General features: G+C 72.2%; 24 protein-coding genes. 17 read left to right on the plus strand and 7 right to left on the minus strand.

What is annotated here, in order from left to right; translation table 11 throughout:
* Positions 1–5 precede the first annotated feature (5 nt).
* From AB0F40_RS02235 to AB0F40_RS02250, 4 genes are all read left to right on the plus strand, one after another.
* Positions 6–608, plus strand: a complete 603-nt coding sequence (locus AB0F40_RS02235; RefSeq protein ID WP_357463478.1) for a hypothetical protein — start codon at positions 6–8, stop codon at positions 606–608.
* A 1-nt stretch (position 609) separates the two neighbouring features.
* Complete coding sequence (gene hisH / locus AB0F40_RS02240; protein ID WP_357463481.1) at positions 610–1,254, plus strand: imidazole glycerol phosphate synthase subunit HisH; 645 nt, start codon at positions 610–612, stop codon at positions 1,252–1,254.
* A gap of 107 nt (positions 1,255–1,361) precedes the next feature.
* Positions 1,362–2,165: a bifunctional 1-(5-phosphoribosyl)-5-((5-phosphoribosylamino)methylideneamino)imidazole-4-carboxamide isomerase/phosphoribosylanthranilate isomerase PriA gene (priA, locus tag AB0F40_RS02245; RefSeq protein ID WP_357463484.1), complete on the plus strand. Its 804-nt coding sequence runs from the start codon at positions 1,362–1,364 to the stop codon at positions 2,163–2,165.
* On the plus strand, positions 2,162–2,890 hold the full coding sequence (locus AB0F40_RS02250; RefSeq protein WP_357463487.1) for an SseB family protein: 729 nt from the start codon (positions 2,162–2,164) through the stop codon (positions 2,888–2,890). The genes priA and AB0F40_RS02250 overlap by 4 nt, the downstream gene beginning before the upstream one ends.
* Positions 2,891–3,007: 117 nt before the next feature.
* Here AB0F40_RS02250 and AB0F40_RS02255 read toward each other — a convergent pair whose 3' ends face one another.
* Genes AB0F40_RS02255 through AB0F40_RS02265 form a run of 3 tightly spaced genes read right to left on the minus strand, consistent with a single transcriptional unit; the run spans position 3,008 to position 4,691 of the window.
* Complete coding sequence (locus AB0F40_RS02255) at positions 3,008–3,757, minus strand: serine protease (RefSeq protein ID WP_357463490.1); 750 nt, start codon at positions 3,755–3,757, stop codon at positions 3,008–3,010.
* Positions 3,754–4,314 carry a hypothetical protein gene (locus AB0F40_RS02260; RefSeq protein WP_357463493.1) on the minus strand — a complete coding sequence of 187 codons (561 nt, stop codon included), beginning with the start codon at positions 4,312–4,314 and terminating at the stop codon, positions 3,754–3,756. Before AB0F40_RS02260 ends, AB0F40_RS02255 begins: the two co-directional genes overlap by 4 nt.
* Positions 4,314–4,691, minus strand: a complete 378-nt coding sequence (locus AB0F40_RS02265) for a DUF1844 domain-containing protein (RefSeq protein ID WP_357463496.1) — start codon at positions 4,689–4,691, stop codon at positions 4,314–4,316. The genes AB0F40_RS02260 and AB0F40_RS02265 overlap by 1 nt, the downstream gene beginning before the upstream one ends.
* A gap of 95 nt (positions 4,692–4,786) precedes the next feature.
* On the opposite strand from AB0F40_RS02265, the gene AB0F40_RS02270 reads away from it, so the two are divergent.
* The 3 genes from AB0F40_RS02270 (at position 4,787) to AB0F40_RS02280 (ending at position 12,656) form a co-directional block, all read left to right on the plus strand.
* Entirely contained in the window at positions 4,787–7,858 is a 3,072-nt protein-coding gene (locus AB0F40_RS02270; protein WP_357463499.1) for a glycoside hydrolase family 38 C-terminal domain-containing protein, read from the plus strand.
* A 195-nt stretch (positions 7,859–8,053) separates the two neighbouring features.
* A complete protein-coding gene (locus tag AB0F40_RS02275; protein ID WP_357463502.1) occupies positions 8,054–9,340 on the plus strand; it encodes a sugar ABC transporter substrate-binding protein in 1,287 nt (428 codons plus the stop codon).
* Between the two features lie 10 nt (positions 9,341–9,350).
* Positions 9,351–12,656: a GH92 family glycosyl hydrolase gene (locus AB0F40_RS02280; protein ID WP_357463505.1), complete on the plus strand. Its 3,306-nt coding sequence runs from the start codon at positions 9,351–9,353 to the stop codon at positions 12,654–12,656.
* Positions 12,657–12,712: 56 nt separating this feature from the next.
* Here AB0F40_RS02280 and AB0F40_RS02285 read toward each other — a convergent pair whose 3' ends face one another.
* Positions 12,713–13,633, minus strand: coding sequence for a zinc-binding dehydrogenase (locus AB0F40_RS02285; RefSeq protein WP_357463508.1), 921 nt, complete (start codon positions 13,631–13,633; stop codon positions 12,713–12,715).
* 52 nt (positions 13,634–13,685) lie between these two features.
* Between AB0F40_RS02285 and AB0F40_RS02290 the strand changes: the two genes are divergently transcribed.
* Positions 13,686–14,324: a TetR/AcrR family transcriptional regulator gene (locus tag AB0F40_RS02290; RefSeq protein WP_357463511.1), complete on the plus strand. Its 639-nt coding sequence runs from the start codon at positions 13,686–13,688 to the stop codon at positions 14,322–14,324.
* An 11-nt stretch (positions 14,325–14,335) separates the two neighbouring features.
* Here the strand turns inward: AB0F40_RS02290 and AB0F40_RS02295 are convergent, their stop codons facing one another.
* From AB0F40_RS02295 to AB0F40_RS02305, 3 genes are all read right to left on the minus strand, one after another.
* Positions 14,336–15,289: a glycosyl hydrolase family 18 protein gene (locus AB0F40_RS02295; RefSeq protein ID WP_357463514.1), complete on the minus strand. Its 954-nt coding sequence runs from the start codon at positions 15,287–15,289 to the stop codon at positions 14,336–14,338.
* Positions 15,290–15,468: 179 nt separating this feature from the next.
* Positions 15,469–16,926, minus strand: coding sequence for a catalase (locus AB0F40_RS02300; protein ID WP_357463517.1), 1,458 nt, complete (start codon positions 16,924–16,926; stop codon positions 15,469–15,471).
* Between the two features lie 94 nt (positions 16,927–17,020).
* Entirely contained in the window at positions 17,021–17,452 is a 432-nt protein-coding gene (locus AB0F40_RS02305) for a transcriptional repressor (RefSeq protein ID WP_357463520.1), read from the minus strand.
* Positions 17,453–17,751: 299 nt separating this feature from the next.
* Here AB0F40_RS02305 and infC point away from each other — a divergent pair, with 299 nt between their 5' ends.
* The 9 genes from infC (at position 17,752) to AB0F40_RS02350 (ending at position 26,679) form a co-directional block, all read left to right on the plus strand.
* Entirely contained in the window at positions 17,752–18,849 is a 1,098-nt protein-coding gene (gene infC / locus AB0F40_RS02310; RefSeq protein WP_357463522.1) for a translation initiation factor IF-3, read from the plus strand.
* 104 nt (positions 18,850–18,953) lie between these two features.
* Positions 18,954–19,148, plus strand: a complete 195-nt coding sequence (gene rpmI / locus AB0F40_RS02315) for a 50S ribosomal protein L35 (protein ID WP_357463525.1) — start codon at positions 18,954–18,956, stop codon at positions 19,146–19,148.
* Between the two features lie 68 nt (positions 19,149–19,216).
* A complete protein-coding gene (rplT, locus tag AB0F40_RS02320; RefSeq protein ID WP_020016627.1) occupies positions 19,217–19,600 on the plus strand; it encodes a 50S ribosomal protein L20 in 384 nt (127 codons plus the stop codon).
* A 53-nt stretch (positions 19,601–19,653) separates the two neighbouring features.
* Positions 19,654–20,499, plus strand: a complete 846-nt coding sequence (locus AB0F40_RS02325; protein WP_357463529.1) for an RNA methyltransferase — start codon at positions 19,654–19,656, stop codon at positions 20,497–20,499.
* A gap of 11 nt (positions 20,500–20,510) precedes the next feature.
* Positions 20,511–21,056 carry a VanZ family protein gene (locus AB0F40_RS02330; protein ID WP_357463532.1) on the plus strand — a complete coding sequence of 182 codons (546 nt, stop codon included), beginning with the start codon at positions 20,511–20,513 and terminating at the stop codon, positions 21,054–21,056.
* Positions 21,057–21,148: 92 nt separating this feature from the next.
* A complete protein-coding gene (gene thpR, locus AB0F40_RS02335) occupies positions 21,149–21,745 on the plus strand; it encodes an RNA 2',3'-cyclic phosphodiesterase (protein ID WP_357463535.1) in 597 nt (198 codons plus the stop codon).
* A gap of 411 nt (positions 21,746–22,156) precedes the next feature.
* Positions 22,157–23,224: a phenylalanine--tRNA ligase subunit alpha gene (pheS, locus tag AB0F40_RS02340; RefSeq protein WP_357463538.1), complete on the plus strand. Its 1,068-nt coding sequence runs from the start codon at positions 22,157–22,159 to the stop codon at positions 23,222–23,224.
* Position 23,225: 1 nt separating this feature from the next.
* Complete coding sequence (gene pheT, locus AB0F40_RS02345; RefSeq protein WP_357463541.1) at positions 23,226–25,796, plus strand: phenylalanine--tRNA ligase subunit beta; 2,571 nt, start codon at positions 23,226–23,228, stop codon at positions 25,794–25,796.
* Positions 25,789–26,679: an SDR family oxidoreductase gene (locus AB0F40_RS02350; protein ID WP_357463544.1), complete on the plus strand. Its 891-nt coding sequence runs from the start codon at positions 25,789–25,791 to the stop codon at positions 26,677–26,679. Before pheT ends, AB0F40_RS02350 begins: the two co-directional genes overlap by 8 nt.
* Positions 26,680–26,845 lie beyond the last annotated feature (166 nt).

Raw genomic sequence — 26,845 nt, forward strand, 5'->3', positions numbered from 1 at the left:
CCGCCATGTCCGACAGCACCAGGCCCGAGAACGACGGGTCCAGCAGCAACACGCCGACCGGCGACGACTTGCCCGACTTCGATCTCGACAACCTCGAGATCCCGGACGACCTGTCGTCCCTGACCGGTAGCGGCGAGCCGGAGTTCGCCGCGCTCATCACGCAGATCGCGGGCGCTGAGCCGCTCGCCGCCGCCAGCTCCCTGGCGCAGCTCGACCTCTCCGCTGTACCCACCTCGGTCGGCGCCGTCGGCGTGCTCCGGGACCTCACGGGCGACGCGCCCGAGCAGGCCGCGGCGGCTGTCTCCCAGCTGGTGCGGGGCGTCCCGCTCGTCCTGATCACCCGCACGGGCGAGCAGCTGACGGCGGTCCGGTTCGCCGACGGCGCCCGCGGCGACGAGCTCGCCCCGGGCCTCGTGCTGGGCGGTGCTCCGGAGGAGGTGGTCGACCTGCTGACGGGCGCCACGACCGTGGCCGACCTCGACGGCGTGGTCCGCTCGACCTCGATCAGCAAGTTCAAGGCGGTCCGGATGCTGACGTCCGCCGCACGCAAGGCACGCAAGGGCATGGGCAAGGGCGAGCCAGGTCCGGACAGCACGGACGGGGCCTGAGGTGAGCGCGAGGGTCGTCGTCCTCGACTACGGCTTCGGCAACGTCCGGTCCGCCGTCCGCTCGTTGGAACGGGTGGGGGCCGACGTCACGCTGACCGCCGACCGGGCCGTCGCGCAGGAGGCCGACGGCCTCGTGGTGCCGGGTGTCGGCGCCTTCGCCGCGTGCATGGCGGGGCTCAAGGCTGCCCGAGGGCACGAGGTGGTGGGCCGCAGACTGGCCGGCAACCGTCCGGTCCTCGGTATCTGCGTGGGCATGCAGGTCATGTTCGACGCCGGTGTGGAGCACGGTGAGCGTGCCGACGGCATCGGCGAGTGGCCCGGCGTCGTCGAGCGGCTGCGGGCCGAGGTGGTGCCACACATGGGCTGGTCGCCGGTCGAGGCGGCCGATGGCTCGGTCCTGTTCGAGGGGATCGCCGACGAGCGGTTCTACTTCGTGCACTCGTACGCCGCCCAGACATTCGCCAAGGGGCACGACGAGAACGCGGTGGGAGTCTTCTCGCCGCCGAAGGTCACCTGGGCCGACCACGGTGGCCGCTTCGTCGCGGCCGTGGAGGACGGACCACTGGCGGCCACACAGTTCCACCCGGAGAAGTCGGGCGACGCGGGTGCCCGTCTCCTGGAGAACTGGGTCCGCTCGCTCGCCTAGCAACTTCCACGCACCACCCGTTGAGTGCTGGGTATTTGTCGTCCGGCAGTGGTCGACGCGACAAATACCCAGCACTCAGCTCAGACTCAGACTGACTTTGGAGAGACATGTCCGACCGCCTCGTGCTCCTGCCCGCCGTCGACGTCGCCGACGGCCAGGCCGTCCGCCTCGTCCAAGGGGAGGCCGGGTCCGAGACCTCGTACGGCGACCCGCTGACCGCCGCCCTGGACTGGCAGTCCGGCGGCGCCGAGTGGGTCCACCTCGTGGACCTGGACGCCGCCTTCGGGCGCGGGTCCAACGCCGAGCTGCTCGCCCGGGTCGTGGGCGAGCTGGACGTGCAGGTGGAGCTGTCCGGTGGCATCCGCGACGACGAGTCGCTGGAGCGCGCGCTCGCGACCGGCGCGCGGCGCGTCAACCTGGGTACCGCCGCGCTCGAGGACCCGGCCTGGACGGCCAAGGTCATCGCCGAGCACGGTGACCGGGTCGCCGTCGGCCTCGACGTGCGCGGCACCACCCTCGCCGCACGCGGCTGGACCAAGGAGGGCGGCGACCTCTGGGAGGTCCTCGGCCGCCTGGACGAGGCGGGCTGCGCCCGCTACGTGGTCACCGACGTCACCAAGGACGGCACGCTGCGCGGCCCCAACCTCGACCTGCTGTCCGACGTCGCCGCGCGTACCCCCGCGCACGTCGTCGCCTCGGGCGGGATCTCGTCGCTCGACGACCTGACCGCGCTGCGCGCGCTGGGCACCATCGAGGGCGCCGTGGTCGGCAAGGCGCTGTACGCGGGCGCGTTCACGCTGCCCGAGGCGCTCGACGTCGCGGGCCGCCCGGCCTCCGCGGCGGGCGACGAGGTCACAGAGCCTGAGGGCGACGGGGTCACAGAGCCTGAGGGCGACGGGGTCACCAAGTGAAGTCGATCCAGCCGTCCAGCCAGTTCGCGGACGACGACGGCTCGGCCGACGACGAGCTGACCCGGCTGCTGGCCGGGCACACGACCGGGGCGACCCCGTTGCGCGACGTCGTGGCGCGGCTGGCCGAGACCCGGGTGCTGGTGCCGGTCCTGGCCGAGCTCGGCGTCGCCGACCAGAACCCGGACGGGCTGACCGTCGACAAGGAGGCGTCCTCCGGCGTCGTGGCGCTGGAGGCCCCGGACGGGCGCCGGGCGCTACCCGTCTTCACCTCGGTGGCGGCCATGCAGGCCTGGCGGCCCGACGCGCGACCGGTGCCGGTCGAGGCGACCCGCGCCGCCCTGTCGGCGGTGAACGAGAACTGGGCGCTGATTGTCGTGGACCCCGCCGGGCCGGCGACGGCCCTCGTCCCCCGGCCGGCGGTCTGGGCGCTCGCGCAGGGTGAGGAGTGGCGCCCGGCGCTGGTGGCGCACGAGGACGGTCTGGCCGTCGACCCCGAGATCGCGGCAGAGGTCACGGTCGCCGCGGCGCCCGTGCAGCACGTGGTGCGGGCGCACGCCGAGCCCGGCCGCACGGCGGAGGTCGCGGTGGTGCTCGCCCTCGACCCCGGGCTGGACCGCGCCGGGCTCGACACCGTGCTGGGCCAGGTCAACGCCCGGCTCGCGGCGTCGCAGGTGATCTCGGCCAGGGTCGACTCGCTCGAGCTGCGCATCGGTGCGGCGCGCTGACCAGGCCGCGCCCCGAGAGATGACCATGTAGCTGCTGCCAGAACGGAGCCCGTCCTGGCAGCAGCTACATGGTCACCTGGGGGCCGTCACCTGGCGGCCGTCACCTGGGCCGAGCGGTCAGCAGCCCTTCGCCGGCGTGAACGCCGTGTCGTCGGCCAGCATGTCCTGGAGCGTCGACAGCGGCACGAGCAGGCTGTTGTCGTCGGCCGTCTTCGCGTAGACGACGCCGATCACCCGTCCCTTGTCGTCGAGCGCGGCCGACCCGGACGAGCCGGGCTCGACCGGGGCGTCCGTGAGCAGCACCTCGCCGAGGTTCGCGTTCAGCGGGTCCCGCGTCGTGCTGATGACCTCGCCCTCCGTCACCGTGAGCTCACCGCCCGCGGGGTAGCCCACCACGGTGACGGGGTCGCCCGGCTTCGGGTCGGTCTTCGCCAGCTCCGGGTACGACGGCAAGGGGTCGGTGGTCCGGACGACGGCGAGGTCCGCGAGCCCCGCCGTCGCCGTGGCACCGACGGTGATGTCATGTCCGTCGTACGTGCTGACCTCCAGCTCCTTGGAGTCCGCGACGACGTGCTTGTTGGTGATCAGCGTGTGATCGTCGATCGCGAACCCCGACCCCGTCGACAGCTCCTCGCAGCCGACGTTGCGGATCCGGACCGCCATCCGCTCCACGGCGTCGAACCCGTCAGGGCTCAGGGCGTCCCCGCCGGCCGCGGGAGACAAGTTCGCGGGCGCGGACGGCACGATATCGCTCGGCACCGGCTCCGGCAGGGGCGGCAGCACACCGCAGCCGCCCAGCGACCCGGTCAGGAAGAGCGCTCCGACGAGGAGGGCGCGGCCCGCGAGCGAGCGGGCTCCCGACGTCACGGTCGCAGCTCCTGCTGCAGCGACTCGTTGGCCCGCTCCGCGTCCGCGCACAGCTCGTTGACCTGCTCCTCGTAGCGGCGCAGGTCCGAGGCCTCGTACTGGTCGGCGTCCTTGAGGTAGCCGACGAGTTGCTCCTGGCCCGAGACGCACTGCCCGAGCGCCGAGGCCACGGTGGCCGCGGCCCCGCTGACCTGCGTCTGGTAGTCGAGGTACTGCTGCGAGGCGACGTTCTCGTCACCGAGCTGGGCCTTCTCGTTCGCCAGGTCCGTGATGCGCGCCGTCGCGGTGGACAGCTGGTCGCGGGCGGCCTCCAGCTCCGAGCTGGCGCCGTCGAGCTGCATCCGCAGCGACGCCACCTCCTCGGCGTACCCGTGCGCCTTCTCCTCCCACTCGGCGGAGCTGCGCTGCCAACGGACGGTGGTCACCCACAGGTAGGCCCCGACGGCGATCGTGGCGACCAGCAGGACGGCGAGCACGCGAGCACCACGGCCGCGGCCACGACCGGGCGCGGACGCCGGTGCGGGGTCGGGCGCCGTCACGGCGGGAGCTTCGGTCATCAGACGACGGAACCCGTGTACTTCTCGCCCGGCCCCTCGCCCGGAGCGTCGGCGATCACCGACGCCTCCCGGAAGGCGAGCTGGAGGCTGCGCAGGCCGTCGCGCAGCGAACGGGCGTGCTGGTTGCCGATGTCCGGCGCGCTCGCGACCACCAGCGCGGCCAGCGCGGTGATCAGCTTGCGGGCCTCGTCGAGGTCCTTGAGCTCCTCGGCGTCGTCGCCCTCGGCCAGCCCGCACTTCACGGCGGCTGCACTCATGAGGTGCACGGCCGCGGTCGTGATGACCTCGACGGCGGCGACCTCGGCGATGTCGCGTGTGGCCTGGTCAGTGCCTACCGGAGCGCCGATGCCGGCGGGGATCTCATCGCTGGAGCTCATGGAGACCATCTTTCCATCCCGACAGGGGTGCGGGTGAACATCGCATCTGGGCTAGCCTGCGTGCGTTCAACGGTGACACAGGGGAGGCCCTTTCGATGCATGACGACATCACACTGACCACCGGACGCGCGCGACGCGTGCTGACGGAGCGCATCTGGCCGGCGGTCCACGGGACGTCCGTACCGCTCGACGTCGAGTGGCACGTGCTGCCGGGGGAGCCGGTCTCCCCGCAGGAGGGCCTGGCCCTCGCGATGGAACCCCACGAGGTGGGCACCCCGTGGGGCAGGGCCTGGGGTACGACGTGGTTCCGGCTCACGGGCACCGTCCCCGCGGACTGGGCCGGCCGGGCCGTCGAGGTGGTGATCGACCTCGGCTTCGACACGAGCATGCCGGGCTTCCAGTCCGAGGCGCTCGTGTACCGCCCCGACGGCAGCCCGGTGAAGTCGATCAACCCCCGCAACCAGCACGTCCCGGTGTCCGCCGCCGCGGCCGGCGGCGAGCCGGTCGAGCTGTTCCTGGAGGGTGCCTCCAACCCGGTGCTGCTCGGCCACGACCTGTTCCAGCAGACCCAGGAGGGCGACACCAGGACGTCCTCGCCGCGCCCCCTCTACACGACCCGGCGCATGGACCTCGCGATCTTCGAGGCCGAGGTGCACGACCTCGCGCTCGACGTCGAGGTGCTGCTCGAGCTGCAGGCCGAGCTGCCCACCGGCCCGCGCCGCATGCGGATACTGCAGGCCCTCGACGACGCCCTCGACGTGCTCGACCTCCAGCGCATCCCGGAGACTGCCGCCGGCGCCCGCGCGGCGCTCGCGGACGTGCTCGCCAGCCCGGCGGAGCCGAGCGCTCACGAGATCTCCGCCGTCGGGCACGCGCACATCGACTCGGCCTGGCTGTGGCCGGTCCGGGAGACGATCCGCAAGGTCGCGCGCACGACGTCGTCCATGGCGGACCTCATCGACCGCACCGACGACTTCGTGTACGGCATGTCGTCCGCGCAGCAGTACGCGTGGGTCAAGGAGCACCGGCCCGAGGTGTGGGCACGCATCAAGGAGGCGGTCGCCAAGGGCCGCTTCCTCCCGCTGGGCGGCATGTGGGTCGAGTCGGACACCGTGATGCCCTCCGGGGAGGCGCTCGCGCGCCAGTTCTCGCAGGGTCAGCGGTTCTTCGAGCGTGAGTTCGGCATCCGGAGCAAGGGCGTGTGGCTGCCCGACTCGTTCGGGTACTCGCCGGCCCTGCCGCAGCTCGTCCGCCGCGCCGGGTTCGACTGGTTCTTCACGCAGAAGATCTCCTGGAACCAGGTCAACAAGTTCCCGCACCACACCTTCTGGTGGGAGGGCATCGACGGCTCAAGGGTCCTGACGCACTTCCCGCCGATGGACACCTACAACTCGCAGCTCTCGGGCGAGGAGATCGCCAAGGCGACCCACCAGTTCCGCGAGTCGCGCCACGCCACCGGCTCGATCGCCCCCGTAGGGTTCGGCGACGGCGGCGGCGGCACCACCCGCGAGATGACCGGCAAGGCCGACCGCCTGGCCGACCTCGAGGGCAGCGCGAAGGTCCGCTGGGAGCACCCGGACGCGTTCTTCGAGCGTGCTCGCACGGAGCTGGTCGGGTCGGGTCACGGTGACAGCGCTGTCTGGGTGGGCGAGCTCTACCTGGAGCTGCACCGGGCCACGCTGACCTCGCAGCACCGGACCAAGCAGGGCAACCGTCGCAACGAGCAGCTGCTGGTCGAGGCCGAGGCGTGGGCGGCGACGGCGTCGGCCCGTACGGGGGCGGACTACCCGTACGACGAGCTGGACGCCCTGTGGCAGCAGGTACTCCTGCTGCAGTTCCACGACATCCTGCCGGGCACGTCGATCGCCTGGGTGCACCGCGAGACCGTCGCACAGCACGCGGCGATCACCGCGGGCGCGCAGGAGATCATCGAGCGCTCCCTGCGAACCCTGGTGGGCGAGGGCGACACCGCCCTGCGGGCCAACCCCGCGGTGTTCGCCCAGGCGGGCGTCCCCGCGCTGGGCGTCGGCCCGGCGACGGGCCCGACGGCGGCGCCGAGCACCCTGACGGAGCTGTCCGACGCCGAGCTGCCGGGCGGCGGGTACGTCCTGGCGAACGACCTCGTCCGGGTCACGCTGGACGCGGCGGGCCACGTGACGTCCGCGGTCGACCTGGCGACGGGCCGCGACGCGGTGGCGCCCGGCCGGGAGGCGAACGTGCTGCAGCTGCACCAGGACTTCCCGAACAAGTGGGACGCCTGGGACGTGGACCGGTTCTACCGCAACTCGGTGACCGACCTGCGCGCTGCCGAGAAGGTGACCGCCACCGTGGACGACGGCGTGGCCGTGGTGACCGTGCACCGCACGTTCTCCGCGTCGAGCCTCGACCAGGTGATCACGCTCGCGCCGGGCAGCCGGACGCTCGAGGTCACCATGGAGACCGACTGGCACGAGGCCGAGAAGTTCCTCAAGGTCGCCTTCCCCCTCGACGTGCGCGCCGAGCACGTCGCGGCCGAGACCCAGTTCGGGTTCACCAGGCGGGTCACCCACACCAACACCAGCTGGGAGGCGGCCAAGTTCGAGACCTCCATGCACAGGTGGGTGCTCGCGGAGGAGCCGGGCTTCGGCATCGGGCTCGTCAACGACTCGGTATACGGGTACGACGTCACCCGCGAGGTGTCCGACGACGGTGTGGCGCCGGCGTCGGGAGTGCCCGAGGTGACGACCACCGTGCGCCTGTCGCTGCTGCGGGCCCCGCGGTTCCCGGACCCGGAGACGGACCAGGGGGTCCAGACCCACCGCTACGGCCTGGTGGTGGGCGTGGACACCGCCGCGGCGACCGAGGCGGGCGCGACGTTCGGCGCGCGGCCGCGCGAGCTGCGCGGCGCGTCCGGGTTCGAGCCCCTGGTCAGCGTGTCGGGCGGCGTGACGCTGTCGGCGGTCAAGCTCGCCGACGACCGGTCGGGCGATCTCGTGGTGCGGGTCTACGAGGCGCTGGGCCGCCGCGCGTCGGGCACCGTCACGGTCGCGGCGCCGGTGGCCGGGGCACGCACCGTGAGCCTGATCGAGGACGACGTCGAGGGCGGCGCGGCGGAGCCGACGGCGGACGGCGTCGCGGTCGAGCTGAGCCCGTTCGAGGTCCGCACCCTGCGGTTCACGCGGGGCTGAGGCTCTCTCCATGACGTGCCGGACCGACATTTCACCCGCGTGATCCGTCGGTCCGGCACGCCAGGACGGGTTCGTCTTGACACCATCGGGAGCACGCGACAGCCTGCCGGGGCTGAAGCACCCGAGTGGTGCTGCGCGGCAGCACCAGGCACGGACGACCAGGACGCGACGAGGCATCTGCTGGAAGGAACTGTCATGAAGCTCAGGAGGATCGGGGCGGCAGGCGCGGCCCTGACCGTGCTGGTGGGTCTCGGCGGCTGTTCCTTCGGCAGCACGGACGGCACGGAGACGGCCGGCGCTGTGCAACCCGTGAGCGGGGTGACCGGTGCCGTCACGCTCCAGACCTGGGCGCTCGAACCGAGCTTCACCCAGTACGTCGAGGGCGTCATCGACGACTTCGAGCGGCAGCACCCTGGCACCACGGTGACGTGGCTCGACCAGCCAGGCGACGGCTACTCGGAGAAGGTGCTCTCGCAGGCCGCCGCGGGCGAGCTGCCCGACGTCATCAACCTGCCACCGGACTTCGCCCTCCAGCTCGCGCGCGAGGGGCTCCTCACGGACATCGCGGGCGTCGACGAGACCCTCGCGGAGACCTATGTGCCCGGTGCCCTGCAGGCCTACCGGTACGCGGGTGTCGAGGGGACGTTCGGCTACCCGTGGTACCTGACCACGGACCTGAACTACTGGAACACCGAGATGTTCGAGAACGCGGGCCTCGACCCGGCGGCGCCGCCCACCACCCTCGACGAGCTCGTCGAGCAGGCGCGCACCATGATGGACACCACTGGCCAGTACCTCATGAGCCGGACGCCGGGCCTGGGCGACTTCGCGGCCGCAGGCCTCCCGGTGCTGTCCGACGACGGCACCGAGTTCACGTTCAACACGCCAGAGGCGGCCGAGCTGCTCGACGTCTATCGCGACGCGTACGCCGACGGGCTCCTGCCCGACGACGTGCTCACCGACGCCTACCTCGGCAACAGCAGCCTCTTCATCGAGGGCAAGGTGGCGTGGTCGACGGGCGGCGGCAACTTCATCGACCAGGTGATCGAGACCAACCCGGCGCTGGAGGGCAAGATCGCCTCGTCGCCGTACCTGGGCGCCACCCCGCTGTACGTGCAGGGCCTGTCGGTCTCGGAGGAGTCGGCGAACCGGCCGGCGGCGATCGCGCTGGCGCAGTTCATGACGAACGCCGCCAACCAGGAGGCGTTCGCGGCGGAGGTGCCCGGCGTCTTCCCGTCGACCACCGCCTCGCAGGAGAACCCTGACCTCGCCCGGAGCGACGACACCCCGCAGGGCGCCGCCAAGGAGATCGCGTTCAGCAGCCTCCCCACGGCCGAGGTGCTTCAGCCGATGGAGGTCGACGAGGCGATGACCACCGTCATCAACCAGCAGCTCGTCGCGGCGATCGCGGGGGACAAGACCTCGCAGGAAGCCCTCGACGCAGCGGTGGAAGAGTGCAACAAGCTGCTCGCCGACCTGTGACAGCACGACAGTGCCGACGGACCTCTCGCACGCCGGGACCGCGGCAGCCACCCGGGCGCACGGCGCCCGTGACGAAAGGCCAACTGCAATCGTCAACGACTCCGACGTCGCCGCGCTCGCGGGCGTCACCGTACCGACCGAAGCCGGCCCCGCACACGTCCCGGCCGGCCGCCCCGGCGTCGGCCTCACCCGCGTGGACGCGCAACGGATCAGGCACAGCGGCGGGGGCCGCACCGTGGTGCTCGACGGGCTGGACGTGCCGGTCGAGGCAGGCGTCACCCTGCGCTACACCCTCCTGCCGGTGCTCGACGCCGACCTGACCTACCGCTCGACCTACGTCGCGATCGACCTGCTGCTCGACGACGGCACGTGGCTCTCGCGGACCGACCCCGGGCACGCGCTCACCGACCAGCACGGGATGCTCGCGACCGCCGTCGGGCAGGGGGACGCGCGGATCCTGGTGCCCGACCACTGGAACCTGGTCCGCGTCGACCTGGACCGCGTGGCCGAGCGGGCGCCCGGGCGGCGCGTCCGCGCGGCCGCCGTCGTCACCGCACCGCCCGACGGCGGCGACACCGAGATATGGCTCGACGCCGTGACCGTCGCGCCACGCGCCACGCGCACCGTGACCGGCCGCGCGGACCTCGTCGACACCCGGCGCGGCACCCACTCGTCGAGCGAGTACTCGCGCGGCAACACGGTGCCGGCAGCGGCGGTGCCGAACGGCTTCACGATGTGGGTGCCCCTGACCGACGCGTCGTCGGCGAGCTGGATGTACTCCTGGGCCGCACACAACGGGCCGGACAACCGGCCGCGCCTGCAGGGCATCGGCATCTCGCACGAGCCCAGCCCGTGGATGGGGGACCGCGACCAGCTCGCGTTCCACCTGGTCCCCGTGCGGCCCGACGACGAGGGGGTGCCCGACGCAGGCCTGGAGCCGCGTGCCATCGCCTTCTCGCACGACGACGAGACGGCCCGCCCGCACCTGTACTCCGTCGACCTGGACGACGGCGCCCGGGTGGCCGTCGCGGCGTCCGACCACGGCGGCGTGCTCCGGTTCACGTTCCCGCCCGGAGCCACGACCGGGCACCTGATCATCGACGCGGTGAACGACGACGGAGCCGACGGCCCACCCGTGGCCGTGACGGTGCACGACGACGGCACGCTCACCGGCTGGAGCGACCACGGGAGCGTGCTCTCGGTCGGCCGCAGCCGCATGTACGTCGTGGGCCAGGTGTCCCGGCCGGTGCTCCGCACGGGACGCGCCCGCGGCCGGGACCACGCCACCTTCGCGACCGTCGCGCTGGACCCCGCCGGCGACGATCCGGCGAGCCGCACGGTCGAGGTCCGCGTGGCGACGTCGTACCTCAGCGAGGACCTCGCCTGGCGCGCCCTGGAACGCGAGGTGAGCGGGTCCTTCTCTGAGGTCGCCGAGCACACGCGGGCACAGTGGGAGCAGCGCCTCGGCGTGCTCGACGTCGAGGGGGCCACCGAGGAGCAGCAGGTCACGCTCTACTCGAACCTCTACCGGCTGAACCTGTACCCGTCGTCGTACACGGAGGTCGGGACCGACGGCGCCCCCGTGCACGCCTCTCCAGTGCTCGACGGCGCGCCGGAGGTCCCCGGCGAGATGTTCGTCAACCACGGGTTCTGGGACACCTACCGCACCTGCTGGCCCGCCTACGCGCTGCTGTACCCGGACATGGCGGCACGGCTCGCCGACGGCTTCGTCCAGCAGTACCGCGAGGGCGGCTGGGTGGCCCGGTGGTCGTCGCCGGGCTACGCCGACCTGATGACCGGAACGTCCTCCGACGTCGCCTTCGCCGACCTCTACCTGCGCGGCGTCCCGCTGCCCGACCCGCTCGCCACCTACGACGCCGGTCTGCGCAACGCGACGGCCCTCCCCACCCGCTCCGGCGTGGGCCGCAAGGGCCAGGACTTCGCCCTCACCCACGGCTGGGTGCCGCGCGACGTCGACGAGTCGGTGTCCTGGAGCCTCGAGGGCTACATCAACGACGCCGGCCTGGCACGCATGGCGGAGGCGCTCGCGGACGCGCCCGGCACTCCCGAGGGACGCCGGCGCGCCCTGCGCGACGATGCCGCCTACCTGCGGCAGAGCTCGCTCGGATACGCGCACCTCTTCGACCCGGGGACGGCGTTCTTCCGGGGGCGCGACCGGGACGGCTCGTTCGGTGCGGAGTCGTTCGACCCGGGGGAGTGGGGCGGGGACTACACGGAGTCCGACGCCTGGAACTTCCTCTTCCACCCGGTGCACGACGGCGTGGGCCTGGCCGGCCTGCACGGCGGGCGGGCCGGGCTCGAACGGCTGCTGGAGCGGTTCTCCGCGACCCCCGAGCGCGCGGACAAGCCGGGCACCTACGGGTTCGTGATCCACGAGATGGTCGAGGCGCGCGACGTGCGCCTTGGCCAGCTGGGGCAGTCCAACCAGGTGTCGCACCACATCCCGTACACGTGGCTGGTCGCGGGACGGCCGGACCGCACGCAGGAGACGGTGCGTGAGATCCTCGCGCGGCTGTGGACCGGCAACGAGATCGGGCAGGGGTACCACGGCGACGAGGACAACGGCGAGATGTCCGCCTGGTACGTGCTGTCGGCGCTGGGCCTGTACCCGCTGGAGATCGGTTCGTCGCGCTGGGCCGTCACCTCGCCGCTCTTCGAGCGGGCGGTGGTGCACCGGCCCGACGGCGACCTGGTGGTCGAGGCGCCCGACGCCGCCGACCACTGGTACGTGGCGGGTCTGGACGTGTCGGACGCCGACGGGGTGGCGCGGGCGGTCGCCGCCCCGTCGGTGGACCAGAGCGACCTGACCGGCGGGGCGACGCTGCGGTTCGCGCTGTCCGGTACGCCGACCGGCTGGGGTGTCCCGGTGGACAGCTCCGTGGGCGGCGGTGCGGACCCGTCCTCCGGGTCGTCGCCCGGTCGGCCGTGGCGGCGGGCCACGGGCACCTGGCACGGCGCCGACGGCGCGCTGCCGCACCTGACGGACGGTGACCTCGCGACGTCGGCCGGTGTCGAAGGCGCGATCGAGTGGCGGCCCGCGGGCGACGTCCCACCGGGTGCGACGCTGCGCGCCTACACGCTGACCTCAGGGCCCCAGGGCGAACCGGCGGCGCCGTCGGCGTGGCGCCTGGTCGCCGACGACGGGCGGGTGCTCGACGAGCGGAGCGGGGAGGCATGGGCCTGGCCGGGCCAGCTCCGGCCCCTCGTGCTCGACGAGCCCGTACCGCTGACGAGTTTCCGGCTGGAGCTGCTCGACGGGGGCAGCCTCGCGCAGATCGAGGTGCTCCTGGACTAACGCCGGGTGCCCGGAGCTGCCCGGCGGCGGCTCCGGGCGGAGGTCGCCGCCGGGCCTCAGTCCACCAGGAGCACCGTCTTGCCGGCCGCTCGCCGAGCGTCGGGCCCGACGGCGTCGGCGAGCTCCCGCCACGGCCGGACGGCGCCGACCGCCGGGTCGAGACGCCCGGCGTGGATCTCGTGCGCGAGCCACGTCATGTCGGGGCCCAGGCCCGTCTCCGCCCCGAGGAAGAAGGTGGTCAGGGAGCGGTCGTGCCGGCCGTCGTCGCCGTACAGGTCGCCGAGGGCGAAGCGCTCCTCCTCCCCGGCCGCGTGACCGAGGGCGACGAGGGTGCCGCCCGGCTCGAGCCGGACGAACGCGCGCACCAGGTGCGGCCCGCCCAGCAGGTCCAGCGCCCCGGCCACGTCCGCACGCAGCTCTTTCGGGGAGGCGGCGACCTCGTGCGCGCCGAGGGCGCGCAGGCGCTCGTGCGCGGCCGGGTCGCGGGTGGTGGCGACGACCTCGGCCCCGGCGCGGGCGGCGAGCTGCACGGCGAACAGGCCGACGGCGCTGGTCCCGCCCACGACCAGCACCCGGCGGCCCAGGACGGGGCCGAGCCGGCGGAGCCCGCGCAGCGCACTGGTGGCGGCGACCGGCACGACGCTCAGCGGTCCCAGGTCGGCGCCCGGGGGAGCGAGTCCCACGGACTCCGCGGTCACGAGCCGGCGTCGGGCCCACGCGCCGTGCGTGCCGAGCGAGAGCACCTCCTGCCCGAGCCGCGGGCCCGTCCCGTCGGCGGCCTCCGCCACGACGACGCCCGCGGCGTCCCAGCCGGGGATCGTGCCGTCGGGGTGCCGCGCCAGCATCGCCAGGTCGCCGTGGTTGGGCGCGAAGGCCCGCACCTCGATGACCGCGTCGTGCGGTCCGGGGGCTGGGGCGGCCACCTCACGCAGGGCGAGGTGGCCGGGGGACGTGTGGTCTACGGTCCATGCGAGCATGCCGCTACTGTATGCCAAATGCCACTGAGTGCCAGGTTGGTAGGATCGCCGCATGACGACGCAGCCCGGATCCGGCACGCTCCGCAGCAGGCGCATCGCGCGCAGCAGGCAGCGGCTGGTGGAGACGGCGCTGCCTGCCTTCACCGAACGCGGGTACGACGCGGTGACCGTCGACTGGCTGTGCGACCAGGCCGAGGTGTCCAAGCGAAGCTTCTTCCGCTACTTCGACGGCAAGGAGGACCTCGCGCTCACCCCGCTGAACGACGTCTGGCGCCTCCTGATCGCGGACCTCGACACGGTGCTCGACCGGAGCGGGCCCCTGCTGGAGGTGCTGGGCGAGGCGCTCGTCGCCGTCGTCGAGCGGATGCCGGCCGGGTGGGAGCGGCTGGCTGTTCTGAGCACCCGCCTCAGCGGCACCACGCCCGCCGTCGACGCCGCCGGGCTGCTCGTGTGCGAGCGCTTCACGGACCAGGTGGTCGGTGCGATCACGCCGAGACTGCCGGGCTCGCCCGGCGCCGAGCTCTCCGCGCGGGTCGTGTGCGCCGTCGCGGTCGCCGGGCACCGGGCCGCCATGGCCGCCTGGCAGTCCGGGCCCGGCGCCGAGACCAGGGCGACGCGCGGCGAGCTGTGCGCGCTGCTCCGGGAGTCGTTCGCTACGGCCCCGGCGGCCCTGGAGATCCGGCTTCCGTGACGGCCCGCCCGTCAGGAGCCGACGACGTCGGACGCGTGCGCGAACCAGCTCGCGCGCCCACCGCCGTCGTGCCCGACGGAGTTGAAGTACTCCCAGCCGAAGACGCCGCCGAAGTCCGGGTGCCGCGCAGCCAGGGTGCCGACCGTTGCGTCGAAGGTGGGCCAGTCCACGTACCCGCTGCAGTTGGCCGGGTTGGTGACCGTGCCGGCGACGACGCGGTCCGGGGTGAAGCCGTTGGCGAGGATCTGGTCGTACACCCTGGTGGACGACAGGTCGCCCCAGCCGCAGTAGAACTGGGTGTTGTACCAGTCGATCTTCGACCCCGCCCGGCGTTCGAGCTCGGCGTAGCTGAAGCCGCCGGAGAAGCTGGTCCGGCCGGCCATGTCGGTGGCGACGGGGGTGAGCGTGATGACGAAGTCCGGGCCGAAGTCGGCCCGCAGCGTGTCGACCAGGTGGATCGTGTCCGCCAGCGAGAACGTCTCCTCGATGTCGAGGTCCACGCCGTCGAGGCCGTACGTGCGCAGGAAGTCCCGCAGCACCGGGTAGAAGCGGTCGAAGTCCTCGCGCAGGTACCGGTAGGTGCCCGGTGCGGCGCCGCCGACGAACGCGCTGACCGTCACGCCCTGGTCCTGCAGGGTCGCCAGGTCGTCCCACATCACGCCCAGCTCGGGGTGGTCGGCCGGGATGTCGTTGACCGTGAGGGAGGCGTCGGCGTTCAGGTGGATGGCGCCGACGTTGACGTCCGTGACCGAGCCGAGCAGCGGCTTGGGGTCGACGTAGCGGCGGACGCCGTCGGAGCCGGTCTCGTAGATCGTCTGGTAGAAGGCGAGCACCCGGTGGGACGCCGCGGCCGACTCGGGCTCCTGATCGTGCTCGGGCGCTGAGCTTGCCGGTCCGGCCGCTGCCGTCAGTGCCAGCAGGCCGGCCGCGAGGGCGGCGCCGATTCGTACGAGCGAGCGAGACATCGTTGGCTCCCTTGGTCCCGGTGCGGTGTCGTGGCCGAGCGTCGCGACGGTAGCGGGGCAGAACGCCGTCGGGCAAGGAATCCCACCAGATCCTGCGGACATCCCTGATGCGGCAGCACGAAGGCCGGGCCCCGGTGGGACCCGGCCTTCGTGCTGCCGTGCTGGAGTGCTGTGCTGGATCAGGCAGCGACGGCCGCGCGGAGCTTGGCGCCCAGCTCCTGGTCCACGTTCGTCCAGTACTGGAAGAAGCGCTCACGGATCTCGTCTATCGTGATGGACCGCCCCTGACCCGTCAGGTTCTCCAGGAAGCGTGCCTTGGCGTCGTCGTCGAAGACGTCGCGGTACAGCGTGCCCGCCTGGCCGAAGTCGTCGTCCTCGGTGTGGAGCGTCTGCGCGGAACGCACGAGCTCGCCGTCCGTCTCCCACGAGGCCTCGACGCCGCGCGTCGGGTCGGCCACGGGACCGCCCTGCTCACCGAAGGAGTTCGGTGTGTAGACCCGCTGCTCCGGACCGTTGAAGTGGTACTGCATCGCACCCTCGTGCATGTAGTTCGCGACGGGGGCCGCGTGCGGCTGGTTGACCGGCAGCTGGTTGAAGTTCGCGCCGATGCGGTGCCGCTGCGCGTCGTTGTACGCGAACACGCGCGCCATGAGCATCTTGTCGGGGGAGATGCCGGTGCCCGGCACCTGGTTGCCCGGCGAGAACGCAGCCTGCTCGATCTCGGCGAAGAAGTTGCGCGGGTTGCGGTTCAGCGTGAACGTACCGACCTTGATCAGCGGGTAGTCGGCGTGCGGCCACACCTTCGTCATGTCGAACGGGTTGAACCGGTAGTTCTTGGCGTCCTCGTACGGCATGACCTGGACCTTGACGTCCCACGAGGGGTACTCGCCACGGTCGATCGCCTCGTACAGGTCGCGGCGGTAGTAGTCGGCGTCCTCGCCGGCGATCCGCTCCGCCTCGGCGGCAGGCATGTTCACGACGCCCTGCTGCGAGATGAAGTGGTACTGCACCCAGAACCGCTCGCCCTCGGCGTTGATCCACTGGTAGGTGTGCGAGCCGTAGCCGTTGAGGTGGCGCCACGACTTCGACAGACCACGGTCGCCCATCACGTAGGTGACCTGGTGCGCCGTCTCGGGCGACAGGGTCCAGAAGTCCCACTGCATGTCGGCATTGCGCAGGCCGGATGCGCCGAGGCGCTTCTGCGAGTGGATGAAGTCAGGGAACTTCATCGCGTCGCGCAGGAAGAAGACCGGCGTGTTGTTGCCGACGATGTCGAGATTGCCCTCTGTGGTGTAGAAGCGCAGGGAGAAGCCCCGCACGTCGCGCCAGGTGTCGGGCGAGCCCTGCTCGCCGGCGACGGAGGAGAAGCGCAGCAGCGTCTCGCTCGTCGCGCCCTTCTGGAACGCCGCGGCGCGCGTGTACTGCGACACGTCCTCGGTCACGACGAACTCGCCGAACGCCCCGCCACCCTTGGCGTGCGGGTTGCGCTCCGGCACGCGCTCGCGGTTGAACGAGGCGAGCTTCTCGACCAGGTAGCGGTCGTGCAGGACGGTCGCGCCGTCCGCACCGACGCTCAGCGAGCGCGCGTCGCTGGCGACCGGGGTACCGGTCTGCGTGGTGGTGTAAGGGTTGGTCATCTCAGACGTGCCTTCCTCTGCTGCTGCTTGCGGGGGTTCTTGCGGGGTTCGGCATGGGTGACGGCATCTCGGTGCTCGGCTCGCTGCGGCGCGCTCAGGCGCTGCAGCCCGGGCACAGCCCCCAGTAGGTGACCTCAGCGGTCTCGATCACGAACCCGTGGTCGTCGTTCGGGGTCAGGCATGGTGCGTGACCGACCGTGCAGTCCACGTCGCCGATGGTGCCGCACACGCGGCAGATGACGTGGTGGTGGTTGTCGCCGGTGCGGCGCTCGTAGCGTGCCGGATGGCCGGCCGGCTCGATCCGGCGCAGGAGGTGCGCGTCGGTCAGGGCGTGCAGCACGTCGTAGACCGCCTGGACGGACACCGTGCCGAGCTCGTCACGGACCGAGCCCAGGACGTCGTCCGCCGTGGCGTGCTGCTGGTCGCCCACCGCGCGCAGCGCCGCGACGCGGGCGGCGGTCACGCGCAGGCCGACGCCGCGGAGGAGGTCCTCGGGCGGCGCAGCAGCAGGGGCGGTCGACGGCATGCTCCGGAGCCTAGACCCTAAACTGGAATGATTCCAGTTGTGTGTGGAGCTCGACGCCGGTCTGCTGCCCGGCCTGTCGACGGGGCGGCCGACCTCACACCGGCCGGTATGGCGGGCGCGGTCGTCGTGCTGCTATCGTTGGGCCACGACCGACCCGGTGCGAGCCGGGTGCACAAAGTGGATCCCCATCCCACCCGAGTCACGACCGAGCGCCGACAAGGTGCCGACAGAGTCCGGGTCCTAGGTCGGGTGCAGAGGTTTGGTGTCGTTCGTGCCGAGCTCCGTTCCCTTTCCTTGCGATGGCTTCCACCTGTGTTCAGGGCGGGAGCCATTTCTCGTTCCTGGTGGTCAATCAACGACTTCCAAGGAGCATCACCATCACCGAGCCTCGCATCAACGACCGGATCCGTGTCCCCGAGGTCCGACTCATCGGTCCTGGCGGGGAACAGGTCGGCGTGGTTGCCACGGCGGTCGCCCTGAAGCTCGCCCAGGACGCTGACCTTGACCTCGTCGAGGTTGCGCCGGACGCCCGCCCGCCCGTCGCCAAGCTCATGGACTTCGGCAAGTTCAAGTACGAGTCCGACATGAAGGCACGAGAGGCGCGGCGCAACCAGGCGAACACGGTCCTCAAGGAGATCCGGTTCCGTCTCAAGATCGACCCGCACGACTACGGCACCAAGAAGGGCCACGTCGTTCGCTTCCTGTCGGCCGGCGACAAGGTCAAGGTCATGATCATGTTCCGCGGCCGCGAGCAGTCGCGCCCGGAGATGGGTCGTCGCCTGCTGGAGCGCCTGGCGGAGGACGTCGCCGACCTCGGCTTCGTCGAGTCGATGCCCAAGCAGGACGGCCGCAACATGACCATGGTCCTCGGGCCGGTCAAGAAGAAGGCCGACGCGAAGGTCGAGCAGCGCAAGCGTGCGGACGAGGTCAACGCTGGTCGGATGACCAAGTCGGAGGCCAAGGCGCGGGCGCGTGCGGCCGACGAGCCCGAGGGCTCGGAGCCGGACGACGACCAGGTGGACGAGATGGTCGAGACCACGGTCGAGGAGCCTGCCGCAGCGCCGGCGCCTGAGCCCGTCGTCGAGGAGCCCGTCGCGGAGCCCGAGCCCGTCGTCGAGCCGGAGCCCGTCATCGAGCCCGAGCCCGTCGTCGAGCCCGAGAAGGCCGTCGAGCCCGAGCCGGCTGCCGAGCCGGAGCCCGTCGCGGAAGCCGAGCCGGAGCCCGTCGTCGAGACGCCTGCTCCTGCGGAGCCGAAGCCGGCCACCAAGCCAGCGGCCAAGACTGCCTCGAAGCCGGCAGCGAAGCCGGCCGCCAAGGCAGCTCCCAAGCCCGTACCGGCCCCCAAGCCGACGCCGAAGCCCGTGGCTCCCAAGCCGCGTGCACCGCGCAAGGCCTGAGGCCACGGTCCCAAAGACCACTACGACACCGGGCCGGCCCACCGGCCCAGGTACAACGTCGCCGCTCCAGCAGCGGTCGACCGACATGAGGAGAGACGGCAGTCATGCCGAAGAACAAGACGCACTCCGGCTCGAAGAAGCGGTTCAGGGTCACGGGTAGCGGCAAGATCATGCGCGAGCAGACCAACGCGCGCCACTACCTCGAGCACAAGTCCAGCCGTCGCACGCGTCGTCTGGCCATGGACCAGGCCGTTGCACCGGCCGACGTCAAGAAGGTCAAGAAGCTGCTCGGTAAGTGACCTTTATGGCGTGCGCCTGATGGGCGTCGCCAAGAACCCTTCCAGCCCCGAAGTACAAGGAGTCTCACGTGGCACGCGTGAAGCGGGCAGTAAATGCCCAGAAGAAGCGCCGTACAACCCTCGAGCGCGCAGCCGGATACCGCGGCCAGCGCTCGCGCCTCTATCGCAAGGCGAAGGAGCAGGTCACCCACTCGCTCGTCTACGCGTACCGTGACCGGAAGGTGCGCAAGGGCGACTTCCGCAAGCTGTGGATCCAGCGCATCAACGCTGCGTCCCGCGCGCAGGGTCTGACCTACAACCGCCTCATCCAGGGCCTCAAGGCTGCTGGTGTCGAGGTCGACCGCCGCATGCTCGCGGAGCTTGCGGTCAACGACGTCGCGGCGTTCAACGCCCTCGTCCAGGTCGCCAAGGACGCGCTGCCGGCGGATGTCAACGCCCCGGCCGCTGCCTGAGGTTGAGCAGTTCACCGGACGCCCGGACAGTTTCCTCCTCGGAGGCCCCGTCGATGCACGATGTGACGCTCGCGAATCCGCGAGCCGACCGCGTCAAGCAGGTACGGGCACTGGCCGGGCGTTCGGCGCGCTCCCGGCACGAGCTGTACCTGGTGGAAGGTCCCCAGGGCGTGCGAGAGGCCGTTCGGCACGCGGCGTCGTCGGTCCGTGACGTCTACCTGACGCCCGCGGCCGCGTCGCGATACTCCGAGATCGTCGATGACGCGCGCACCGCCGGGCTGTTCCTGCACCTCGGCACGCCCGAGGTGCTCCAGGCGATGAGCGCCGACGCCCAGGGCGTGCTCGCCGTCGTACGGTCCGCCGTGCCGACGCTCCGCGAGGCGCTGGACTCGCGGGACCCCGAGCGAGCCGGCCGGCCGCTGCTGGTCGCCGTGCTCGCTACCGTTCGCGACCCCGGAAACGCCGGTACCGTCGTGCGCGCCGCCGACGCGGCGGGCGCCGACCTGGTGGTGCTCGCGGGGGAGAGCGTGGACGTGCACAACCCCAAGGTGGTGCGCTCCACCGCCGGCTCGCTGTTCCACCTCCCCGTCGTCTCCGGCCTCTCCCTCGACGCCGCGGTGACGGAGCTGCGCGCGGCCGGCTGCCACGTCCTGGCCGCCGACGGCATCGGACCGCTCGACCTGGACGAGCTCCTGGACGACGCAGGCAACGGCGCCACTCCCGACCTCGCCGGACCGACCGCCTGGGTGTTCGGCAACGAGGCCTGGGGGCTCCCCGAGGAGGACCGTGCCCTGGCCGACGCCGTCGTGCGGGTACCGATCCGCGGCAAGGCCGAGTCGCTCAACCTGGCAACCGCTGCGACCGTCTGCCTGTACGCGAGCAGCCGGGCCCAGCGCTGAGACCGTTGTCCGTGGCGGCCGGGTGGTGGGGCGAGTGGGACCACGTACTGCGCCTCGCCCTGTTCGGTCTCCTGGCCGCGGCGCTGGCGATCCGCATCCTCGTGCGGGTGCGGAGGCTGCGGGGCGTTCCGCGCGTCCGCGCCTGGCGCTATTCCGTGGCCGAGGTCGGCATGGTCGCGGGGACGGCGCCCTGGGTCTGGATGATCCTCACACCCAAGGCCGGAGACCGCGCCGTCTCGCTGGTCCCGTTCCGGGATCTCGCGGCCCAGCTCGACGGCCCTGTGTCGAGCGTGGTGGTCCAGGTGGGCGGCAACCTCCTGGTGCTGGCCGCCATGGGCTGCTTCCTGCCGCTCCGTTTCCGTCTCGCGCCCGACGCCGGGCGGCGCACCGTGGCGGTCCTCGTCCGCGTGGCCGCGATCGCGGCCGGGATCTCGACGATCGCCGAGGTCCTGCAGTACCTGCTGGACCTGGGCCGGGTGAGCTCGGTGGACGACGTCCTGGTCAATACCGTGGGCGCAGGGCTGGCGGCGCTGTGCTCGCGTAGGTGGTGGCGTTGACCGCCGTACGGCGCGCGGGATGCCGGACGCCGGGCACCGACGCCGGGGAAATCATCTCCCGTCCGGCGGAGGCGCGAGCATAGGATCGTGCCGTGCGGTTGTTCACGGCGGTCATCCCGCCCATGAGTGTCAAGGACCATCTCGGGCTCGCCATCGACGGCGTACCCGCCTCGCCCCGCTGGGTCCCCCGGGAGAACCTGCACATCACCCTCGCGTTCTACGCGGACCTCCCCGAGGGGACGATCCCCGAGCTGTGTGCGGAGCTGTCCGACGTCGCGCGCAAGCACGGGCCGATCGACCTGCGCCTGCGCGGCGCCGGCTCGTACGGTGCCCGGGTCCTGTGGATCGGCGTCGACGGACGGACGCGTGCCCTGCACGATCTGGCGTCCGACTGCCTGGCCGCCTCACCCCGCGAGGTGCCCGAGGACGTGAAGCCGCACCGCGCGCACGTCACCGTCGCCCGCGCGCGGGCCGGTCAGGTCAGGCCGCCGAGCGGGCGGGACCGCTGGGGCAAGCGCTCGGGGGTCGAGCCGAGGTCGGCACTGGAGCCCGCCGCCCAGGCACTGTCCGTGTATGCGGGACCCGACTGGACGGCGGACTCGTTCGCGCTCCTGGCGTCATTCCCTGGCGAAGGGGCACAGGGCGGGCCGCGCTACGAGGTCCTGGAGACCTGGGACCTCGAGGGCTGACCCGCGCGTGCTCACCGCGGGGACGGGGGCCCGTTTTCTCCGTTCCTTCCCGCGGGGTGGCTCGGGTCGTCGTCTCCACGACCGGGACCAGGGCCGCCCCGGTCGTGGAGACATCGCAGACAGTACGCCGGACCGCTGACACTCGAAAAAGTGTGCCAAGCGCACGACGTCGAACGCATCAGAACCGCGTTGCCGCCCCGTGCTGGTTCATGGAATGATGGCGGGATGCAGCCGTTGACCCGCCGATTTACGCAGCCCGCCATGGGCTGTGCGGCGAGCGCTGCGCGCGGGCACTGAGCTGCCCTGTGGACAACGCGTCCGGAGCCCTGGCGGGCACCTAGACTTCATCTGCCGGTACGGATCCCCAGGCAGGGGATCGTGCTGGCTCCCGAATCCGCCAGGAAGGCAAGCATGTCCACGCCCGATGAGAAGGCACCCATCGATCCGCTCGACGAGGCGGCGCTCGACGCCGCGGTCCAGGCCGCCCTCGACGACATCGCCAAGGCCGGCGACCTCGACGCGCTGAAGACCGTCCGTACCCAGCACACGGGCGACCGCAGCTCGCTGGCCCTCGCCAACCGGGGGATCGGGGCCCTGCCCGGCCCGGACAAGGCGAAGGCAGGCAAGCTCGTCGGCCCGCGTCGCGGACGGATCAACCAGGCGATCGCCACGCGTCAGACGGAGCTCGAGGCAGAGCGCGACGCACGTGTGCTGGCGGAGGAGACGGTGGACGTCACCCTCCCGGTCCAGCGCGCGACGGCCGGCGCCCGCCACCCGATCGAGCTGGTCCAGGAGCGCATCGCCGACTTCTTCGTGGGCCTCGGCTGGGAGATCGCCGACGGCCCGGAGGTCGAGGCCGAGTGGTTCAACTTCGACGCGCTGAACTTCGGTCCCGACCACCCGGCTCGCCAGATGCAGGACACGTTCTACGTCGCAGGCGACGGCGGCAGCGAGTCCAACCTCGTGCTGCGCACCCACACCTCGCCGGTCCAGGCCCGTTCGCTGCTGGAGCGTGGCGTGCCCCTGTACATCGCGTGCCCGGGCCGGACGTTCCGCACGGACGCGCTCGACCAGACCCACACACCGGTGTTCCACCAGGTCGAGGGCCTCGCGGTCGACAAGGGCCTGACCATGGCGAACCTGGTCGGCACGCTGGACGCGTTCGCCAGGGCGATGTTCGGGCCAGAGGCGAAGACCCGGCTGCGCCCGGCATTCTTCCCGTTCACCGAGCCGTCAGCCGAGATGGACCTGTGGTTCCCGCAGAAGAAGGGTGGCGCGGGCTGGATCGAGTGGGGTGGCTGCGGAATGGTCAACCCGAACGTCCTGCGTGCCGCCGGGGTCGACCCCGAGGAGTACACGGGCTTCGCCTTCGGGATGGGCATCGAGCGCACGCTCATGCTGCGCCACTCGATCGCGGACATGCACGACATAGTGGAGGGCGACGTGCGTTTCTCCACCCAGTTCGGGACGGAGATCTGAAGTGCCCCTCATCGTGAAGGACTGGCTCGCGGACCACGTCGAGGTGCCCGCGGACCTCACCGCCGAGCAGCTCGCCGCCGACCTGGTCAAGGTAGGCCTGGAAGAAGAGGCGATCCACGGGGCGGCCGTCACCGGTCCGCTCGTCGTGGGCCGCGTGCTCGAGATGCATCCTGAGCCGCAGAAGAACGGCAAGACGATCAACTGGTGCCAGGTCGACGTCGGCCCGGAGCACAACGTCGACGGGTCCCGTGGGATCGTCTGCGGTGCGCACAACTTCGCGCCGGGCGACCTCGTGGCCGTCGCGCTGCCCGGCACGGTGCTGCCCGGACCGTTCCCGATCGCCGCACGCAAGACCTACGGGCACGTGTCGGACGGCATGATCTGCTCGACCCGTGAACTGGGCATCGGGGACGACCATGACGGCATCCTGGTGCTGACGCGGCACGGGTTCGCCGAGGCGGACCTCACTCCCGGCCAGGACGCGATCGCGCTCCTCGGTCTTGGCGAGGAGGTCCTGGAGATCAACGTGACGCCCGACCGCGGGTACGCGTTCAGCTACCGCGGCGTGGCGCGCGAGTACGCCCATGCCACGGGAGCGAAGTTCACGGACCGCGGCCTGGCCACGGGCGCGGAACCGGCCCCGACGGTCGACGGGTTCGAGGTGCGGGTGCAGGACGACGCGCCCGTCAACGGTGTGGTGGGCTGCGACCGGTTCGTGACGCGCATCGTGCGCGGCATCGACCCGTCCGCGCCCACGCCCGCGTGGCTGAAGCACCGCCTCGAGGGCTCCGGCATGCGGTCGATCTCCCTGGCCGTCGACATCACGAACTACGTGATGCTCGACCTGGGGCAGCCGCTGCACGCCTACGACCTCGCCAAGGTCTCGGCCCCGATAGTGGTCCGCCGGGCCGCGTCCGGCGAGCGCCTCACCACGCTGGACGACTCCGACCGCGCGCTCGACACCGAGGACCTGCTGATCACCGACTCGCCCGACGGCGCGGGCAGCCGCGTGCTCGGTCTCGCCGGCGTGATGGGTGGCGCCTCCTCGGAGGTCAGCGGCACCACGACCGACGTGCTCGTCGAGGCAGCGCACTTCGACCAGATCACGGTCGCCCGCACGGCCCGGCGGCACAAGCTCTCGAGCGAGGCCGCCAAGCGGTTCGAGCGGGGCGTCGACCCGCTCCTGCCCGCGGTCGCGGCACAGCGCGTGGTCGACCTCCTGGTCGAGCTCGGCGGCGGCACCGCGGACGCCGCTGTGAGCGACCTCGACACCACCGCCGAGACGGCCCCGCCGAAGCCGATCCAGCTCAAGGTCACGGAGCCCACCCGGCTCTCTGGCGTCGAGTACACCCCTGAGCAGGTGCGCAGCACGCTCGAGGAGATCGGTGCGACGGTCGAGGCCACCTCGGTGGTCGAGCCCGTCGAGGTCCTCACCGTCACTCCGCCGACCTGGCGTCCCGATCTCACTGATCCGGCCGACCTGGTCGAGGAGGTCGTGCGCATCCAGGGATACGACCAGGTGCCGTCGGTGCTCCCGTCCGCCCCGGGTGGCCGTGGGCTCACGGCCGATCAGCGGACACGCCGCTCCGTCGCTCGTGGCCTGGCCGAGGCCGGGTTCGTCGAGACGCTCAGCTACCCGTTCGTCGGCGTGTCCGAGTACGACGCGCTCGGCCTCCCCGACGACGACCCCCGGCGCGTCTCGCTCCGCCTCGTCAACCCGATGGCCGACGACAAGCCGTTGATGCGGTCGAACCTCCTGGTCACGCTGCTCGACACCGTGCGGCGCAACGTGTCGCGCGGCATGACCGACCTCGCGGTGTTCGAGATCGGTCTGGTCACTCGCCCTGAGGCGGACGCTCCTGCCGCGCCCGTGCTGCCCGGCGGCGTGCGACCCACCGCGGAGCAGCTCGCGGCGCTGGCCGCGGCGGTCCCCGATCAGCCGCGTCGTGTCGCCGGCGTCCTGACCGGCAAGCGCGAGCTCGCCGGCTGGTGGGGTGGCGGCCGGGCCGCGGGCTGGGCGGACGCCCTCGCGGCGGCCCGCCTGGTGGCCGAGCGCGCGGGGGTCGACGTTGTCGTCTCCGCGGATCCCGACCACATGCCGTGGCACCCGGGCCGTTGCGCGCGCCTCGAGCTCACGGACGGCACGCTCATCGGTCATGCGGGCGAGCTGCACCCCAAGGTCGTCGAGACCCTTGGTCTGCCCGCTCGCGCCGCGGCGTTCGAGGTGGACCTGAGTGCCCTGGTCGCTGCCGCGTCGGGCGAGCCGGTCGTAGCACGGTCCGTGTCGGCGTTCCCTGCGGCCAAGGAAGACCTGGCCTTCGTGGTCGATGGCGACGTGCCTGCCGAGGCCGTGCGTTCGGCGATCGTTGCCGGGGCCGGCGAGCTGCTTGAGGACCTGGCCCTGTTCGACGTCTTCACGGGCGAGCAGGTGGGCGAGGGCAAGAAGTCGCTCGCGTACTCGCTCCGCCTGCGAGCAGCGGACCGGACGCTGTCGGCCAAGGAGGTCCGTGCGGTGCGTGACGCCGTGGTGGATTCCGCGGCTGACAAGGTCGGGGCGGTGCTGCGTGGCTGACGTGCCCGCGCCGGGCGCACCTCGCGACCCGCAGGTGCCTGTCACGCCTCCGCCGGCCCGCACGGCACTCGTGACGGGCGCCTCGCGCGGTATCGGACGAGAGATCGCGTTGGGCCTGGCGCGGGCAGGGCTCGACGTGGCCCTGCTGGCGCGGGACCCGGCGCGGCTCGAGGCCGTGGCAGAGGAGATCCGCGCTGCGGGATCGACCGCTGTCGTGCTCACCACGGACGTGTCGGACCCGACGGCGGTGCGCGCCGCCGTCGGGCAGGCCGAGGAAGCGCTCGGCTCGATCGACCTGCTGGTCAACAACGCGGGCGCCCTCGAGTCGGAGCATCCGCTGTGGGAGGCCGATCCCGACGAGTGGTGGTCGGTGTTCGAGACCAACGTGCGGGCGCCGTTCCTGTTCGACCGCTACGCGGTGCCCGGCATGATCGAGCGCGGCGGGGGACGGGTCGTGGACCTGGCCTCCGGCGCGAGCTCCCACGAGATGGCGGGCGGCAGCTCGGCGTACAACGCGAGCAAGACCGCCCTCGCCCGGATGGGCGCCAAGCTGCACGACGAAGGCTTCGAGCACGGGATCCGCGTCTTCGAGCTCGCGCCAGGGGTCGTGAAGACCGACATGTCGACCAGCATGTCGCTGCACGAGGGGCGCACCGACTGGACGCCGGCCGAGCGGGTCACCGACGTCGTCAACGCGATAGCGGCCGGGGAGCTCGACATGTGCTCGGGCTGGTTCCTGCGTGTCTCCCACGACACCCCGGCGTCGCTCAGGGCCTGCGCCGATCAGGTCGCCGCCGAGGGGACGGGACGAACCGCCCGGCGGCTGCGGGTGCTCCCCGCAGGGAGCGATGACCCGCTGGCGGACGCCCTGACCCGGCGCTGACCAGAGCCGCGACCCCAGAACTTTCGACTCCAGAACCCCCACCGGCGGCCCCGCCGGGGGGGCGGGGGGGGGGGGTGAGGGGGGGGCCCCGCCGGCGGGGGGGGTTGGGTGGGGGGGGTGGGCCCAGCGGGGGGGGGGAGGGGAGAGGGGGGAGGGCGGGGGGGGT

It is taken from the genome of Promicromonospora sp. NPDC023987 (assembly GCF_040639055.1).
GTDB lineage: Bacteria > Actinomycetota > Actinomycetes > Actinomycetales > Cellulomonadaceae > Promicromonospora.

Coding starts and splice junctions, on each gene's coding strand:
- AB0F40_RS02235 (WP_357463478.1), top strand. CDS start 6: ATGTCCGACAGCACCAGGCCCGAGAACGACGGGTCCAGCAGCAACACG.
- priA (WP_357463484.1), top strand. CDS start 1,362: ATGTCCGACCGCCTCGTGCTCCTGCCCGCCGTCGACGTCGCCGACGGC.
- AB0F40_RS02260 (WP_357463493.1), bottom strand. CDS start 4,314: ATGACCGAAGCTCCCGCCGTGACGGCGCCCGACCCCGCACCGGCGTCC.
- AB0F40_RS02265 (WP_357463496.1), bottom strand. CDS start 4,691: ATGAGCTCCAGCGATGAGATCCCCGCCGGCATCGGCGCTCCGGTAGGC.
- AB0F40_RS02270 (WP_357463499.1), top strand. CDS start 4,787: ATGCATGACGACATCACACTGACCACCGGACGCGCGCGACGCGTGCTG.
- AB0F40_RS02275 (WP_357463502.1), top strand. CDS start 8,054: ATGAAGCTCAGGAGGATCGGGGCGGCAGGCGCGGCCCTGACCGTGCTG.
- AB0F40_RS02285 (WP_357463508.1), bottom strand. CDS start 13,633: ATGCTCGCATGGACCGTAGACCACACGTCCCCCGGCCACCTCGCCCTG.
- AB0F40_RS02290 (WP_357463511.1), top strand. CDS start 13,686: ATGACGACGCAGCCCGGATCCGGCACGCTCCGCAGCAGGCGCATCGCG.
- AB0F40_RS02295 (WP_357463514.1), bottom strand. CDS start 15,289: ATGTCTCGCTCGCTCGTACGAATCGGCGCCGCCCTCGCGGCCGGCCTG.
- AB0F40_RS02300 (WP_357463517.1), bottom strand. CDS start 16,926: ATGACCAACCCTTACACCACCACGCAGACCGGTACCCCGGTCGCCAGC.
- AB0F40_RS02305 (WP_357463520.1), bottom strand. CDS start 17,452: ATGCCGTCGACCGCCCCTGCTGCTGCGCCGCCCGAGGACCTCCTCCGC.
- infC (WP_357463522.1), top strand. CDS start 17,752: ATGGCTTCCACCTGTGTTCAGGGCGGGAGCCATTTCTCGTTCCTGGTG.
- rpmI (WP_357463525.1), top strand. CDS start 18,954: ATGCCGAAGAACAAGACGCACTCCGGCTCGAAGAAGCGGTTCAGGGTC.
- AB0F40_RS02325 (WP_357463529.1), top strand. CDS start 19,654: ATGCACGATGTGACGCTCGCGAATCCGCGAGCCGACCGCGTCAAGCAG.
- pheS (WP_357463538.1), top strand. CDS start 22,157: ATGTCCACGCCCGATGAGAAGGCACCCATCGATCCGCTCGACGAGGCG.